Consider the following 15,614-nt stretch of genomic DNA (forward strand, 5'->3'; position numbering starts at 1 on the left):
AGACATCGCAAATGATAAATAAAGAATTGACCGAACCCCGTAGTATCGTAATTATCGGCGGCTCCAACAATGTACAAAAACCGGGAGGAAAGATTATTCGTAATCTGTTAAGTGGTAATTTTCCCGGTAATTTATATGTTGTAAATCCAAAAGAGACTGAAGTTCAGGGAGTACCCTGTTTTCATTCGATCGAGGAGTTACCCGATGTAGATTTGGCTATTCTGGCTATTCCGGCTCCTGTATGTAATAAGGCGGTAGAACAACTAGCTTCTGGGAAAAATACCCGGGCATTTATTATAATCTCGGCCGGATTTTCAGAAGAAACACCGGAAGGAGCGCGATATGAGAAACAAATTCTCGATACAGTGAATAAATACGGTGCGTCTTTGATTGGGCCGAATTGCATCGGATTAATGAATTTGTATCACAGAAGTGTGTTTACATTGCCGATTCCGGAATTGTCGCCTCAAGGAGTAGATATGGTGTCGAGCTCAGGAGCTACGGCCGTTTATATTATGGAATCCGCAGTAGGAAAAGGATTGAGATTTAATTCGGTGTGGTCGGTAGGAAATGCTCCGCAGATAGGAGTAGAAGATGTTCTCGAGTATCTTGATCGTACGTTCGATCCCGAACATTCTCCACGTATCAAAATGTTGTATATCGAAAATATAAAAGATCCGGACCGTTTGTTATTACACGCTTCTTCTCTGATTAGAAAAGGATGCAAAATCGCTGCAATAAAATCCGGTTCTTCAGAGTCGGGTAGTCGGGCGGCATCTTCGCATACAGGGGCGATGGCTAGTTCAGATTTGGCGGTTGAGGCATTATTCAGAAAAGCTGGAATTGTACGATGTTTCAGTCGGGAAGATCTGGTAACAGTTGCTTGTGTATTTACATTAAAAGAAGTGACGGGTCGTAATTTTGCGATTGTTACTCATGCCGGGGGACCGGCTGTTATGCTTACTGACGCACTTTCGAAAGGTGGTCTGCAAGTGCCCGAAATCAAAGGTGAGAGAACGGTAGAACTTAAGAAGAAGTTATATCCTGGTGCCTCTGTTACCAATCCTATCGATATATTGGCAACTGGTACGCCTGAACATCTCGAGGCTGCGATAGATTTTTGTGAGAGGGAGTGTCCCGAAATCGATGCTATTGCTGTTATCTTCGGAAGTCCCGGTTTGGTAAAAATGTATGATGCTTATGAGGTATTGCATCGGAAGATGGAAGAATGTACCAAGCCGATTTTCCCGATTCTGCCTTCGGTGGTAACTGCAGGTAAGGAAGTTTCTTTTTTTCTGAAAAAAGGACATGTGAACTTTTCGGATGAAGTAGAACTGGCAACGGCAGTTAGCCGGGTTTGTAATGCCTCTAAACCTTCTAATGAAGGGATCGAATTATATGGTGTAGATGTTCCTCATATACGTAAAATAATCGATGGAATCGATGAAAATGGCTATCTTTCGCATGATTATATCCAAGAATTGCTATGGTCGGCAGGGATACCTGTCGTTCCCGAATTTGTTTCGGGACAGAGAGAAGAAGTGTTGGCCGAAGCAAAAAAAATGGGATTTCCTATTGTTGCTAAAGTCGTCGGCCCCATACATAAGACCGATGTGGGAGGGGTGGTGCTGAATATTCGATCAGAACACCATTTAGAAATCGAGTTCGATCGTATGATAAAGCTTCCGGAAGTTACGGGAATTATGATACAACCGATGTTAGCCGGTAAAGAATTGTTTGTAGGGGCTAAGTACGAAGACCGTTTCGGGCATGTGATTCTCTGTGGACTGGGAGGAATCTTTGTAGAAATACTGAGAGATGTAGCCTCAGGCCTTGCTCCGTTAAGTACCGGCGAAGCGTTGTCGATGATCCGTTCTTTACGGGCGTATAAAATGTTTCGGGGAGTAAGAGGAGAGGCTCCTATCGATGAAGTGCAATTTGCCGAGATTATCGTAAGGTTATCGACGTTACTGAGGTTTGCAACCGAGATAAAAGAGATGGATATAAATCCGCTTTTGGCGACAGAAAAGGGGATTATTGCTGTTGATGCACGTATCAGAATAGAAAAATAAAGCAGTAATCTGTATAAGAAAGCCCCGGTTTAATAATTTAATTATACCGGGGTTTTCTTAAAGGCTGCAATGACCTTTTATAACTTTTGCTTCGTAATTATTCCTTTATATTATTCATCTCTAATAGTTCGTCGATATATTTTCGATGATTACTTAAACGGGGAACTTTGTGCTGGCCGCCGAGTTTTCCCTTTTTTTTCAGCCAGTCGTGAAACAGATCTTTACGGGCCGGAATGATTTCGAGCGGACTTAGAGCGATGCCTTTGTAGCGTTTTGCCTCATAATCCGAATTAAGTTCTTGTAGGGTTTTATCCAGTCGATCAGCAAATTCTTCTATCGATTCGGGCCTTTTTTCAAATTCGATCAACCATTGGTGCCGTCCTTTCGTTTTATCCGACATAAATACTGGTGCGGCAGTATAGTTCGACACAATGGCACCCGTCTCTTCACAGGTGCGAGATAGACCTTTCTCTGCATTGTCGACCATAAGTTCTTCTCCGAAAGCGTTGATGAAATGTTTCGTCCGTCCAGAAATAACGATTTTAAGTGGAGATACAGATGTTACTTTTACAGTGTCTCCGGTTTGATAACGCCATAATCCGCTGTTAGTCGTTATTACCAAAGCATAATTTTTCCCTTTTTCAACTTCCCATATCGGTAATGTAAGCGGGTGCTCATGGTTGATTTCTTCAAGAGGAATAAATTCGAAAAAAATGCCGAGGTCGATCATCAACAGCATTCCCGGATCTGATAGTTCATTTTGTACGGCAAAGAAACCTTCCGATGCATTGTAGGTTTCAACATAATGCATCTTTTCAGAAGGAATAAGTTCTTTATATTGAGAACGATAGGGGTCGAAACTAATCCCTCCGTGAAAGAACACCTCTAAGTCGGGCCATACTTCGGTCAGATATTGCTTCCCGGTTTTATTTAAAATTAGTTTTATTAAAACTAAAAACCAGGAAGGTACTCCGGAGAGATTCGTAATATGAGCATTTATGGTAGCATTACTAATGGCCTCGAGTTTCGATTCCCATTCAGACATCAAGGCTATTTTTTTACTCGGAGTACGTATCAGGTTTATGAGAGGGCTTATATTTTGTATAAGTACTGCCGATAGGTCTCCGCAATAACAATGATCGGATAAAGCACTTACATTGTGACTTCCTCCTAAGATAAGCCCTTTTCCTGTGAGAAAACGACTTTCTGGATTCATTTGAAGATAAAGAGCCACGCAATCTTTCCCACCTCTGTAATGACAATCTTTAAGGGCTTCTTTACTTACCGGAATAAATTTACTTTTATCGTTAGTGGTCCCGGATGACTTGGCAAACCATTTTATCGGAGATGGCCATATCAGGTTTTTTTCTCCTTTTTGTAATCTTTCGACATATGGTTTTAACTCCTCATAGGTGATTAGGGGCACCTGTTCGGAAAAAGTTTTATATTCAGAAATAGAGCCGAAATGATATTTTTGTCCTATTTCGGTATTTTTTGCAGTCTCCAGTAAATTTTTTAACTGGTTTTGCTGTATTTCTTTGCCGTATTTCCCGTATAATGCGATTTCTTTTTGTCGGGATGAAAAAATACGGCGGAGAATCCAAGTAGTATTCATTTTCATTTTTTAAAATACAGGTACAAATTTAAGTAAATATTGCCAGTAGTACAACCGGTTTTGTTAAATAAAAAGCCTGTGAGTGTGTTTGTGAGAGAATAGTTTATTATAACTTATTATATTGGATAACGAACTATTCTCCCCATTCCGACGGTTCTGGTCCCATCGTAAGTTCCAAAGTCGCTCCGGCGATTATTTCTTCGTGTGTAATATAGCTACGGTCAAGAGTTTTTCCGTTTAATTTGGCTTCCTGTATGTAAACGTTTCGGGAAGAATTATTTCTTGCGATAATAGTAAATGATTTCCCGTCGGCATATTGTTTGTCTAATGTAAATGTGATTTTGTCGAAAACAGGACTGGTAATTTCGTATTTTCCATCCCCCGGACAAACGGGATAGATACCCGATGCTGCCATGATATACCAGGCAGACATTTGCCCTACATCTTCATTTCCAACCAGCCCCATTACCGAATTTTTGTAAGCCTTTTCACAGATCGTACGGGTGTATTTCTGGGTAAGGCTAGGTTTTCCTACTTTGTTGAAAAGGAAAGGTATGTGATGTACCGGTTCGTTTGCATGGTTATAAAATTGATTCCATAAAAAATCGTCAGGTGTATTTTCAAACATAGTTATTAAATCGTCTATAACCTTTTCTTTTCCACCCATCAGGGAAATCATGCCTTCTATATCATGAGGAACAAACCATCCTTGCTGATAAGGATTACATTCTACACAACCGTAAGCTTCTTGTAATCGTCCGTTTTCTGGGATATCCATCCATTTTCCGTTAGCGTTGCGTGGCCTGAACCACCCGTAATCTTTATCGAAAACATGTCGGTATGCTTGCGATTTATCTTCATATTGTTTGCTTTCATCGATTTTTCCCATCCAGTGTGCCAGTTGAGACAAGCACCAATCGGTATAGGCATATTCGAGCGTATGTGATATTGCACTGTTGCCGGGTGTAAACCCTAAAGGTTGGTTCCCGAAAAAATTCGATGAGTTGACAGCATATTGGTATGCCTTATTTGTATCGTAGTCTTTTATTCCTTTAGAATATGCATCGCAAAGTACCGAAATTGCCGGGTTTCCCAACATGCATCCGCTATATGCATTAAGAAATTCCCATCTTTCATAATATTGTTTTCCAGATTGGTCTGCCAATTCGATAAGTGAATTCAGCAAGTCGTTTACTACCCGGGGATTTATGATAGTTTGTAATGGCATTTGAGCTCTGAAGACATCCCATCCACTAAAAATGGTGCGTTTATCGAACCGATCCGAAACATATATTTTCCCGTCTGCTCCCCGGTATTCCCCATTGATGTCGCTACATGTACGGGGATCGATTAAGGTATGGTATAATGCGGTATAAAAAACGACTTTGTCATCGTATGTACCTCCTTCTATTTTTATTTTCCCTAAATTTTCGTGCCATAACTTCTCGGCGTTTCTGTGAACCTGAGAAAAATCCCAACCTTTTATTTCCTGTTTCAGATTTTTCTCTGCGTTTTCAATGCTTGTAAAAGAAATGCCGGTTTTCAGTAAGATTTTTTCATTTTTATGAGTTTTGTAACCGGCATAAAAGCCGAGGTGTTTTCCCTGAAATGAATTTACTTTAGGATATATATCTGCATTTTTGATATATTCTCTGTATTCGGCACTTACTATGTCTTCGAGCTTACGGGATTTTTTGTCGGGTATATTAGCAGACCAAATACCATAAGTGTCGAAAGGTTTCGAAAACTGTGCATAAAAGAATACCGTATAGTCTGCTTTCCCTTCTCCATTACCCCATCCTCCTCCTTGGGGAGTACATTTCATATATCCTTTTATAGTATATTCATTGACGATTTCTATGCTTTGAAATGTTGATGTTCCGCCAACTCGGCGTGCCAGATCGATCTGTATCCGGGACTGGTCGCTTTCCGGAAAAGTAAAGCATAATATACCGCTATGAGGCGCCGCTGTTGCTTCGGCATATATTTGGTAATCGGAGAGAAATACGGAATAGTAACCGGCAGATGCTTTTTCCGAGCTTTTATCATAAGTCGAACGGTAACCGTCTTCCGGTTCTTTTTCTGTCCCTGCAAATGTTTTTAACGGACCAGTTGTCGGCATAACGAGGAAGTTACCTAAATCGCCATACCAACCAACTCCGCTCATTTGGGTAAAAGCGAAGCCTTCTATCGTTGTGTGTTCATAACTGTATCCCGAGCCATTGTCTCCTCCTGTAATGGTGTTGGGGCTAAGTTGTACCATTCCGAATGGAGTGGCGGCTCCAGGAAATGTTTTTCCTAATCCGTGATAGGTTCTCGACGCTTTTGTATTGGTAGTAGCCCCTATAAAAGGGTTTACATAACGTTCGTATTTTCGAGGGTTTTCCGCTTGAGACGGATAAGCCGTAAAAATTAAATAAATAGCCAGGAGAAAAGAAAAATAAAATTTCATTGTAACGATATAGGATTAAGGTCGGGTTAAAATTCGCCATTCGTTTACTGAACGAATAGTAAACAAAGATAGTATATTTTTAGATAAAACCATGTCTTCAAAAAAATCCCCGAAAATATTTTATATTCCGGGGATTTTTTTGAATATGACTTTTTCTAATTATCTTATTTCCTGCGTTTTTGTTCCGATTTTCTGCGATTCGCGCGTTTATCGTTATCGCGGTTGGTGAAGGCTCTTTTTCCTCCTTTATAATCTCCATTTCCCCGTTTTCTCCCTCGTCCGTTTTCATGCGAAGAACCGTTCTCAGATGCGACTTCAACTGAAACCCTTCTACCGGAAAAGTCGGTGTTGTTTAATCCGGAAAGAACGTTTCTTACATCGTCGTCTTCTACTTCGAAAAATGAGAAATTTGTCAGAAGGTCGATTTTACCGATATTAGCTCTGCCCCTTACGTTATTGTTAATTAATTCGATTAGGGTATTGGGATATAAACCGTCGGTTTTTCCTAAGTTAATAAACAATCGGGTATAACCCGCTTCCGCTTTCCGGCTTCTTTTTGTCCGATCGTTGAAGTCGTTTTTACCTGTTTTTTCACCACGACCTTTTTCGTCGGGGATATCCAGTTCTTTAGCGTCGGCATAGTAATCGAGCAACCGGTTGAATTCCAAAGATACGACCCGTTTTATTAAGTCTTCGTTACTTAACCATTCCAGTTTACGGTATATTGAGGGGAGATAACCGGCTATCTCTTCTTCATTAACTTTTACTTTTTCGATTTTATCAACCAGATTAAAAAGTTGTTTTTCGCATATCTGTTCTCCGGTCGGGATGCGTCCTTTTTCAAACTTTTTGCCGATAATACGCTCGATATCGCGCATACGTCCTTTTTCCTTTACGTGTATGATCGCGATAGAAGTTCCGGTTTTACCTGCGCGTCCTGTACGGCCGCTACGGTGTGTGTAGGTTTCTATATCTTCCGGTAAACCGTAATTGATGACATGAGTTAGATTATCCACATCGAGACCTCGAGCCGCTACATCGGTTGCAACCAGTAATTGCAGGTTTTTAACGCGGAATTTTTGCATTACCGCATCTCGTTGTGCTTGGGAAAGTTCTCCGTGTAGTGAGTCGGCATTGTAGCCGTCTTGTATCAGTTGATCTGCGATTTCCTGTGTTTCACGTCGGGTACGGCAAAAAATTATCCCGTAAATATTAGGATAATAATCGGCGATACGTTTCAGTGCGAGATATTTGTCTTTTGCGTGTACCATATAGTACACGTGTTTTACGTTTGCAGCCCCTTCATTTTTGCTACCTACTACAATTTCTTGAGGATTATGCATGTATTTTTTTGAAATACGTGCTATTTCGGCAGGCATAGTGGCCGAAAAGAGCAGCATACTGCGTGTTTCGGGAACTTCGGCGAGAATAGCGTTAATGCTGTCCGAAAAACCCATGTTCAGCATTTCGTCGGCTTCATCCATAATCACGGTGTTAACGTTTTCGAGTTTCACCATTTTGCGGTTCATCAAATCGAGTAAACGTCCTGGTGTAGCCACGACGATGTGTACACCTTTTTTTAGCGATTTTATCTGACTTTCGATACTCGACCCTCCGTATACCGGAAGAATTTTCAGGCCGTTGACATATTTCGAATAGTCGGTAAGATCGCTGGCGATCTGAAGACATAATTCGCGGGTCGGACTTAAAATCAGAGCTTGAGGTTGGTTGTACTTCAGGTCTATTTTCTGGATAACGGGCAAACCGAAAGCGGCTGTTTTCCCTGTACCTGTTTGGGCTAATGCCACCATATCGGTGTTTTCACCCAATAATTGCGGAATAACTTGTTCTTGTACCGGCATCGGATTTTCATAACCCATCTCGGTTATCGCTTTCAGAATTTCCGGCTTTATTCCTAATTCTTCAAATGTTTTCATTTAATAATAATTGCTTGTTATAACTTTAGAGTCATAGCAAAAGGCAATTTTCCTTCCCAAAGGCTAAGGGTCTGGAGGAGAATTATTCGTCTATAATTTGTCTAAAGATATCTTATCGGCCACAAAGGTAAATATAATAATCGACTTATGGCTGATAAGTTACAGATATTTTACAGTTTTTCTTTAGCGATTAATCTATTATGATGAAATGGATTATTTAGTTGTACAATAATATATGTTGAAGTTTGTGGCGTTTTTCGGGTGTTAATCCCAGCTCTTGTTCAAGATATTTGTTTATGCTGCCATATTCTTTTCTCAATTTTTCGAGAGTATAGGATAAAAAACGCTGATCGGCCGACATAAATATAGTAATCGCTTCCTGAACGTCATAGGAAAGATTTGTGGGATCTATATCGCATACGCGTTTATCGACAAGATCGTTAGATAGTAGGTAATCATCAATGATCTGTTGTTTGGGAACATCGAGTGCGCAAAGTATAAGAGCAACGGCAAAACCTACCTGATCTTTTCCGTATCTCGAGCTGAGAACAACCGGATAATTGTCTTCTACGAGCAGTTGATTAAACATAGATCGAAAAGCGCTTTTTGAATGTTGGCTGATTTCCATATAAAAATCTTGCATATAGATGATTGCATCTCCTCTTCTGAGTTCGTTATTGTGTACTTTATCCCGTATAACATAACTACAGGGTGTGTTAACGGGAAGGTTGATAACATTCTCGAGCTGAATGCTACCGGGAGGGGTTCTGAATTTATCGGTTGTCCTAAAATCGATTAGGGTGCGTATTCCCATCAGGTTTAATCTGCGGGAACTCAGATAATCGAGGGAATCGAGGCTTCCCGAACGGAAAATTTTACCCCAGCGGATATATTTTTTTTGCTGGGTTTCATATCCTCCTAAATCCCTAAAATTTTGTATGTAGTTTAGTTTAGGGGCGCGAATTCCCACAATTTTGTCATATTTGTGATCGAAACACAAAAGAAAGTAATGTCGCATCATGTTTTTTCCGGCGGTTACCCGTACCGATCCGTCGGAAATAGGGCATTCAGCCAATGGAGGAGATTGAATATCGAATTTGTCGGGATTTACAGAAGTATAGATTTTTACATTTCCTTCTGTCTGAGGATAAACATCCCATTTAAGGATATACTCAAAATTTTCATCTGATTCACAGACTACTTCTATTTCGGGTGGAGTAGATCTGCAGGAAACAAAAGTCAGGAACAACAAAAATACGATGTAATTATGCATGGAAATCCTCTATATATTATTATCCGGAGACAAATATATAAAAGAGGATGCATTTGGAATAAATGGTTTTATTTATTTAATATATAATAGAGTTTCTTGCAAATTAAGATGTTATCTGTTTTCTTCGAGTAGTCGTTTGGCAAATGTTAATGAAATATAGTTGTCGTATGATGTACATACCTCGGTAGAGAAATCGAGAGCGCAGTTTATTATTTGTGTCCATATATCGATGGAAAGGTCGTATAATTGGTCGAGAGTTACATTATTTTTAAGTAGTCCGTATAATATTCCTGCATTGAAGTTATCTCCGGCTCCGATAGTACTTATCACTTTGGCTTCTCGGGCATCGAAGTGGCGATTGCCGGCAGGAACGAACATATCTACTCCTCTTTGTCCGTGAGTATGAATAAAATTAGGACAATAAAACTTAATGTGGTCTTTGTAAATTTTATTACTGTCGTTTTGGTGGAAAAGGGTTTCGAAATCTTCGTCAGAACCTCTGACAATGTCTGCATATTCTAAATTCTCTAAAATAGAAGGCATTACTTTCATGGCCTCATGGGAGTGTGATTTTCTAAAATTGGGATCATAATAAATAATCGCTTTACGGGTGCGTGCGTAATCGAGAAATTCTACGATACGACTCCTTAGTGCGGGATTGACAGCGTAAAACGAACCTAAAATCAGGATATCATCGGCATCGATACGGGGCCAGACCACGTTGAGTCGTTGAGTCGGGTATTGAGTGTAAAACATATACCGAGCATCGTTTTCGTCATTTAGGAAAGCGAGGGAAACTGGAGATTTTCCATCGCAGAAAATATCGATATAATCGGTAGAAATGTTGTTTTCGCGCATAAAAGAAAGAGCAATTTCTCCGACATAATCCTGACCGAGTTCCGAAATAAAATTTACAGGTATTTGCAACCTGCCTAAGGATACCATTGCGTTGAATACCGAACCTCCCGGTAAAGCTTTGGTTGGTTGATTGTTTTTAAAGATGATATCGAGAATGGTTTCTCCGATCCCTATAATTTTACGCATAACAGATCGTTTTTAATGATTAATCGTTATTGCTTTGTTGACGGGATAGTTGTCCCAAATATCCGCCGTGATGTCGTAATGCGTATTGTTTACAGTCGAATCCAGTAGCCAGCATCGTGTTAACCACCAGTATATCTCCGATAACAGTCATCATCGTCGTAGAGGTAGTAGGAGTGAGCCTCAGTGGACATACTTCTTCGGGTGAACCGGTATAAAGACAAGCGTCGGCCTGTTTTGCAAGTTCACTATTGTTGTTTCCGGTAATAACGATAAATTTCATATCGGGATACAATCGTTTTGTTAATGTCAGTAATTCGAGTATTTCTCGTGTTTTTCCCGAATTGGAGATTACCAGCATTAAGTCGTTTTCCTGTAGTACACCCAAGTCGCCGTGCTGGGCTTCACTCGGATGTAAAAAGACGGATGGAATACCAGTTGAACAAAATGTCGTAGCTATATTCATCGCAATCTGGCCGGCTTTTCCCATACCGCTTGTAACCAGTTTTCCTTTTTGTGTATGTATTTTCTCTACAATGAGCGAAACAGCTTTTTCATAAGCATCCGAAACGGGAAGATTCAAGATCGCTTCTGCTTCGCGTTTCAATATCGACTGGATATTTTCCTGTATTGTCATAGTATGTGTATTTAAATTTCTTTGTTTGTTTTCTTTATAATTTTTATGCATTCGGTAATATTGCTTGCCACATGATAATGGTCGCGATAGGAGTTTTTTGCAAAGCCCGAATGATATGAATATTCAATCTGTTCAATCAATTTATCATAAAAGCCATTGGTATTGCAAAATAATATTTTTTTTGAATGGTATCCTAAATGAGCCGAAGCAATTACGTCGAAAATTTCATCCAGAGTACCGAATCCCCCGGGTAAAGCAATAAATATATCGGCCAGTTCGGTCATAATCTGTTTACGTTCGGCTAAAGTTTTTACCTGTATCATGCGATCGGGCAATTTGCTCTTTTTCCCCCATCCCGATATTTTTTCGGTAATAACCCCTGTCATATAGCCGCCGTAGAGTTTTACATTCCGGGCCGTTTCTTCCATGAGACCTACATTTGCCCCGCCATATATCAGACGTAATTTATTTTCCCCGATAAATCGCCCCAATGAAACGGCTTCATCGAAATAAATGGTATCGATTTCGTTTTCCGAAGAACAAAAAAGGCCAATCGTGTGAATCATATTATTATTTGCAATAAAAATATGGACGAAGATATGTTTTTTTATTCATAATTTTTATTCTGTGAGATAGAAATATTGTCTTCGGTTAATATAGGTATGTTTTATGAAAATAATAAAAAATGATTTTTTGAAATAGATAATTCGTTTTGTCATTACCTTTGCAGACGATGGAAAAATATGATACATATACTCTTGCAAACGGTCTGCGAATCGTCTGTTTGCCTACGGATTCTTCGGTTTCGTATTGTGGGTTCGCTGTAAATACCGGCACCAGAGACGAGCGTCCCGATGAAGCTGGAATAGCGCATTTTACCGAACATATGATTTTTAAGGGAACGAGGCATCGTAAATCCTGGCACATACTCAATCGTATGGAAAATGTAGGAGGTGAATTAAATGCGTACACAGCAAAAGAAGAAACCCTGATTTATTCGGTATTTATGAAAGAACATCTCGAAAGAGCTGTCGAATTGTTATCTGATTTGGTTCGTAATTCTATTTTTCCTAAAAATGAAATCGATCGTGAAGTAGAAGTAATTATAGATGAGATAAATTCGTATAGGGATAATCCGGCTGAACTGATATATGATGAATTCGAAGATTTGCTTTTTTCCGGACACCCTTTGGGTCATAATATTTTAGGAGATGAAAAAACTCTATCGGGTTTCAATTCTGAGGTGGGACGTGATTTCCTTCTTAGAAATTATCATCCCGGTAATATGGTATTTTTTTATATGGGTAGTTCTCCTGAAAAGAAAGTAATTTCGTTTGTCGAAAAATACATGGGTGATGCTGTTGCAATATCGAGTATTCAGGAAAGGACGGCTCCTGGAGAGTATATCCCGTTTTTGCATACCGAGGGTAAAGAAACTTTTCAGGCTCATGCGCTTATCGGTACGCGAGCTTTCGATATGTTCGATAAGAGACGTACAGCTTTGTACCTTTTGAATAATTTATTGGGAGGGCCTGGTATGAATAGTCGGCTCAATGTTTCGTTACGGGAAAAAAGAGGTTATGTATATACGGTAGAATCATCTTTGACTTCTTTTACCGATACGGGAGTGTTTACGATTTATTTTGGTACCGATCCGAAAAATATCGACTGTTGTCTGAAGTTGGTATATAAAGAATTAAAGCGATTACGGGACGTATCGTTGACCACATCGCAATTATCTTTAGCAAAGAAACAATTATGTGGCCAATTAGGGGTAGGTACCGATAATAAAGAGAGCATGGCATTGGGGCTTGGAAAATCTTTTTTACATTTTAATCGTTACGATACTTTGTCCGAATTTTATCATCGTATCGAAGAGGTCACTTCTCGGGATTTATTGGAGGTAGCTAATGAAATTTTCGATGAAAAGAGACTTTCTACTCTTATTTACCATTAATCATCAAATAACTTTTATCAGCTCTTTAATAGAATCTAATTCGAAAAATCGGTTTGATTTGGCCGGCTTCTCGGCAATTTCATGTGCCCATGTTTCCTGGCAAGGGATATAAATACCGTATCCACCGAGTTCGAGTACCGGTAAAATATCCGATCGTAAAGAATTCCCAACCATAGCGGTCGTCTTAATTTCGATACCGGTACGGTTAGCTAAAGATTTATAGTTATCTATTTTTTTATCGGGCATTATTTCGATGTGAGAGAAATAGTGTTGTAATCCCGAAGCTTCGATTTTTCTATTCTGATCTGTTGGGTCACCCTTTGTTGCCAACAGTAAATCATAACGGCCATGCAAAAACTCAAGAGTCTCCTTTACTCCGTCATATACTTTTACCGGATGTTTGAGTTGCCGGTTACCGATCTCTATGATTTCCCGTGTCATAGTTGCGGTAAGTCCCTCTCCACATAATTGAAGGGCTGTACGTATCATACACAGAACAAATCCCTTTATTCCATAACCATATATATTTAATGTGCTCATTTCCGATTCCAGTAATGTTTCGATGACTTTATGAGGAGGTGCGAAATCACCTAATAATTTACAGAATTTTTTTTCCGATTCACGAAAAAAGATTTCATTTTCCCATAAAGTATCGTCTGCATCGAAAATAATTGTTTTTAATTTTGTTCCCATTTTCTTTTTTGTAATTATCGCAAAGGTAGAAAGTTTTTGTAAATTTGTTTTTGTTAGAAACTGATTTTTTCATGGATAAAAAACGGGTCTTGTTAGGAATGAGCGGGGGTACCGATAGTGCAGGAGCAGCCGTTCTTCTTCAGAAACAGGGATTCGAGGTAATAGGGGTGACATTCCGGTTTTTCGATGCCGATGGTGATACGTCTTATCTCGATGACGCCGTCGAAACAGCCCGTAAACTTAACATTCGACATTTTGTATATGATGTGCGCGAAGGATTCAAGCATCATATCGTTTTATACTTCATTCGCGAATATATGTCGGCACGAACTCCGGTTCCATGTATTCGTTGTAATAATACGTTTAAATGGCCTTTACTCGTTAAAATTGCCGATGAATTGGATATATTTTATATTGCGACCGGTCATTATGTGCAGAGTGTCGAGATAGAAGGGAAAATATATATTCATACCGGAACCGATAAAGATAAGGATCAATCCTTTTTTTTGTGGGGATTGGGAAATGAGATTCTCCGGCGTGCGATTTTCCCATTGGGGAATATGTATAAAGCTGAGGTACGAGAATTAGTCCGTACTGCTGGTCTCGAGCGTATTTCTATTCGGAAAGATAGTTTGGGAATTTGTTTTTGTAAAGGTAATTATCGTCTTTTTCTAAAAGAAAATGTACAATCCGGAAAGATTCTCCCTGGTTTTTTTGAAGATGAACAGGGTAAAATATTAGGGAAACACAAAGGGTATCCTTTTTATACGGTCGGACAACGTAGGGGATTGGGGTTGAATCTTAATCGCCCTATGTATGTAAAAGAATTAGATCAGGCTAATAATCGCGTAATTTTAGCTCCTTTACAAAATATGTATAAGACTCGTATTTATTTGAAAAACGTACATTATATCTCACAATCAGATTTTCTTGATAATAGTCCGGTTGTGTGCAAAATACGTTATCGTAAACAGCAAAGTTCTTGTATTGTAAATCTTCTCGATGGGCAATGCGCTATTGTAGAATTGCTGGATCCCGAACACTCGGTAGCACCCGGTCAGGCAGCTGCATTTTATAGGGGTGAAGTATTGTTGGGGGGCGGTATTATCAATTATTCAGAATAAAATTACTATTTGTATAAACGCTTATATATGAAACACATTTTTCTTACACTTATTGCATGGTTAGTCGTTATGGGGATTGAGGCAGCTCACCCGATAGAGTTTAATATTGTATTTATCGGTAATAGTATCACTCAAGGAGTTCAGATTGAAAATCCCGATAAACAGGCGCCTCCTCCTCAAGCAACCAGATTGTTGAATGAACGTGGTTTTATCGTAAAGTCGGTAAATTGTGGTGTAAGTGGGGCGACAACGTATAATTTTCTTCCGGGTCAGGGGCATTTATTCTCTCCTGTGATTCAGGCAGCCGATCATTTTTATGCTACAGGAAAACCGCTTGTGTTTTCGGTTATGCTGGGGACTAATGACAGTGCCGTTGCAGGTACGACGGGAGCGCCGGTTTCACCCGATCAGTACTATAAAAACATGGAAGTTATTATCGATAGTTTATTATCTCGGTATTCTAATTCCACGATTATCATACACCGTCCTATATGGTATAGTCCCAATACGCATAACGGTTCTATCTATTTGTCCGAAGGATTGGCGCGTTTGAAAACGTATACTCCGAAGTTGAAAGCTCTTGAAGCGGCACATCCGGGACGAGTGTTTGTCGGCGATAAGAAAGCATATTCCTATTTTAAAAAGAATCATTTAAAATACCTGATTCCGGAAAACGGTAATTCGGGTGTTTTTTATTTGCATCCCAATGCGGAAGGTGCGGAAAAATTAGGTGATTTTTGGGCAAAAGCTATTGCAAAACGTATGAATGAGGAATTAAAAAAATAAAGGATATTAAAAGAATTAAGTAACATT

At 39.5% G+C, this 15,614-nt stretch carries 12 protein-coding genes; 4 read left to right on the plus strand and 8 right to left on the minus strand.

Annotation, left to right across the window (positions count from 1 at the left end; translation table 11 throughout):
- Positions 1 to 11 precede the first annotated feature (11 nt).
- A complete protein-coding gene (locus tag NMU02_RS00675) occupies positions 12 to 2,072 on the plus strand; it encodes an acetate--CoA ligase family protein (protein WP_255025139.1) in 2,061 nt (686 codons plus the stop codon).
- Positions 2,073 to 2,169: 97 nt separating this feature from the next.
- Here NMU02_RS00675 and NMU02_RS00680 read toward each other — a convergent pair whose 3' ends face one another.
- From NMU02_RS00680 to NMU02_RS00710, 7 genes are all read right to left on the minus strand, one after another.
- The gene (locus tag NMU02_RS00680) at positions 2,170 to 3,687 is read right to left on the minus strand and encodes a GH3 auxin-responsive promoter family protein (RefSeq protein WP_255025441.1); all 1,518 of its coding nucleotides are present in this window, start codon (positions 3,685 to 3,687) and stop codon (positions 2,170 to 2,172) included.
- 133 nt (positions 3,688 to 3,820) lie between these two features.
- Positions 3,821 to 6,139 carry a GH92 family glycosyl hydrolase gene (locus NMU02_RS00685; protein ID WP_255025140.1) on the minus strand — a complete coding sequence of 773 codons (2,319 nt, stop codon included), beginning with the start codon at positions 6,137 to 6,139 and terminating at the stop codon, positions 3,821 to 3,823.
- 164 nt (positions 6,140 to 6,303) lie between these two features.
- Complete coding sequence (locus tag NMU02_RS00690; RefSeq protein WP_255025141.1) at positions 6,304 to 8,076, minus strand: DEAD/DEAH box helicase; 1,773 nt, start codon at positions 8,074 to 8,076, stop codon at positions 6,304 to 6,306.
- Positions 8,077 to 8,293: 217 nt separating this feature from the next.
- A complete protein-coding gene (locus NMU02_RS00695) occupies positions 8,294 to 9,349 on the minus strand; it encodes a tyrosine-protein phosphatase (RefSeq protein ID WP_255025142.1) in 1,056 nt (351 codons plus the stop codon).
- Positions 9,350 to 9,460: 111 nt separating this feature from the next.
- Positions 9,461 to 10,393: a carbohydrate kinase family protein gene (locus NMU02_RS00700; protein ID WP_255025143.1), complete on the minus strand. Its 933-nt coding sequence runs from the start codon at positions 10,391 to 10,393 to the stop codon at positions 9,461 to 9,463.
- 19 nt (positions 10,394 to 10,412) lie between these two features.
- The gene (locus tag NMU02_RS00705) at positions 10,413 to 11,027 is read right to left on the minus strand and encodes an SIS domain-containing protein (protein WP_290427090.1); all 615 of its coding nucleotides are present in this window, start codon (positions 11,025 to 11,027) and stop codon (positions 10,413 to 10,415) included.
- An 11-nt stretch (positions 11,028 to 11,038) separates the two neighbouring features.
- Positions 11,039 to 11,593 carry an LOG family protein gene (locus NMU02_RS00710; RefSeq protein ID WP_255025144.1) on the minus strand — a complete coding sequence of 185 codons (555 nt, stop codon included), beginning with the start codon at positions 11,591 to 11,593 and terminating at the stop codon, positions 11,039 to 11,041.
- Between the two features lie 167 nt (positions 11,594 to 11,760).
- On the opposite strand from NMU02_RS00710, the gene NMU02_RS00715 reads away from it, so the two are divergent.
- Positions 11,761 to 12,984, plus strand: a complete 1,224-nt coding sequence (locus NMU02_RS00715) for a M16 family metallopeptidase (RefSeq protein WP_255025145.1) — start codon at positions 11,761 to 11,763, stop codon at positions 12,982 to 12,984.
- Positions 12,985 to 12,987: 3 nt separating this feature from the next.
- Here the strand turns inward: NMU02_RS00715 and NMU02_RS00720 are convergent, their stop codons facing one another.
- On the minus strand, positions 12,988 to 13,677 hold the full coding sequence (locus NMU02_RS00720; protein ID WP_255025146.1) for an HAD family hydrolase: 690 nt from the start codon (positions 13,675 to 13,677) through the stop codon (positions 12,988 to 12,990).
- A gap of 71 nt (positions 13,678 to 13,748) precedes the next feature.
- Here NMU02_RS00720 and mnmA point away from each other — a divergent pair, with 71 nt between their 5' ends.
- Together mnmA and NMU02_RS00730 are read left to right on the plus strand one after the other, a co-directional pair.
- The gene (gene mnmA / locus NMU02_RS00725) at positions 13,749 to 14,801 is read left to right on the plus strand and encodes a tRNA 2-thiouridine(34) synthase MnmA (RefSeq protein WP_255025147.1); all 1,053 of its coding nucleotides are present in this window, start codon (positions 13,749 to 13,751) and stop codon (positions 14,799 to 14,801) included.
- A 27-nt stretch (positions 14,802 to 14,828) separates the two neighbouring features.
- The gene (locus tag NMU02_RS00730; RefSeq protein ID WP_255025148.1) at positions 14,829 to 15,587 is read left to right on the plus strand and encodes a GDSL-type esterase/lipase family protein; all 759 of its coding nucleotides are present in this window, start codon (positions 14,829 to 14,831) and stop codon (positions 15,585 to 15,587) included.
- Positions 15,588 to 15,614: the final 27 nt, after the last annotated feature.

The organism is Coprobacter tertius (genome assembly GCF_024330105.1).
Taxonomy (GTDB): Bacteria; Bacteroidota; Bacteroidia; order Bacteroidales; family Coprobacteraceae; genus Coprobacter; species Coprobacter tertius.

Bases quoted from the DNA above. Each gene is read 5' to 3' on its own strand.
- NMU02_RS00675 (WP_255025139.1), top strand. From the start codon at position 12: ATGATAAATAAAGAATTGACCGAACCCCGTAGTATCGTAATTATCGGC.
- NMU02_RS00680 (WP_255025441.1), bottom strand. From the start codon at position 3,687: ATGAATACTACTTGGATTCTCCGCCGTATTTTTTCATCCCGACAAAAA.
- NMU02_RS00685 (WP_255025140.1), bottom strand. From the start codon at position 6,139: ATGAAATTTTATTTTTCTTTTCTCCTGGCTATTTATTTAATTTTTACG.
- NMU02_RS00690 (WP_255025141.1), bottom strand. From the start codon at position 8,076: ATGAAAACATTTGAAGAATTAGGAATAAAGCCGGAAATTCTGAAAGCG.
- NMU02_RS00695 (WP_255025142.1), bottom strand. From the start codon at position 9,349: ATGCATAATTACATCGTATTTTTGTTGTTCCTGACTTTTGTTTCCTGC.
- NMU02_RS00700 (WP_255025143.1), bottom strand. From the start codon at position 10,393: ATGCGTAAAATTATAGGGATCGGAGAAACCATTCTCGATATCATCTTT.
- NMU02_RS00705 (WP_290427090.1), bottom strand. From the start codon at position 11,027: ATGACAATACAGGAAAATATCCAGTCGATATTGAAACGCGAAGCAGAA.
- NMU02_RS00710 (WP_255025144.1), bottom strand. From the start codon at position 11,593: ATGATTCACACGATTGGCCTTTTTTGTTCTTCGGAAAACGAAATCGAT.
- NMU02_RS00715 (WP_255025145.1), top strand. From the start codon at position 11,761: ATGGAAAAATATGATACATATACTCTTGCAAACGGTCTGCGAATCGTC.
- NMU02_RS00720 (WP_255025146.1), bottom strand. From the start codon at position 13,677: ATGGGAACAAAATTAAAAACAATTATTTTCGATGCAGACGATACTTTA.
- mnmA (WP_255025147.1), top strand. From the start codon at position 13,749: ATGGATAAAAAACGGGTCTTGTTAGGAATGAGCGGGGGTACCGATAGT.
- NMU02_RS00730 (WP_255025148.1), top strand. From the start codon at position 14,829: ATGAAACACATTTTTCTTACACTTATTGCATGGTTAGTCGTTATGGGG.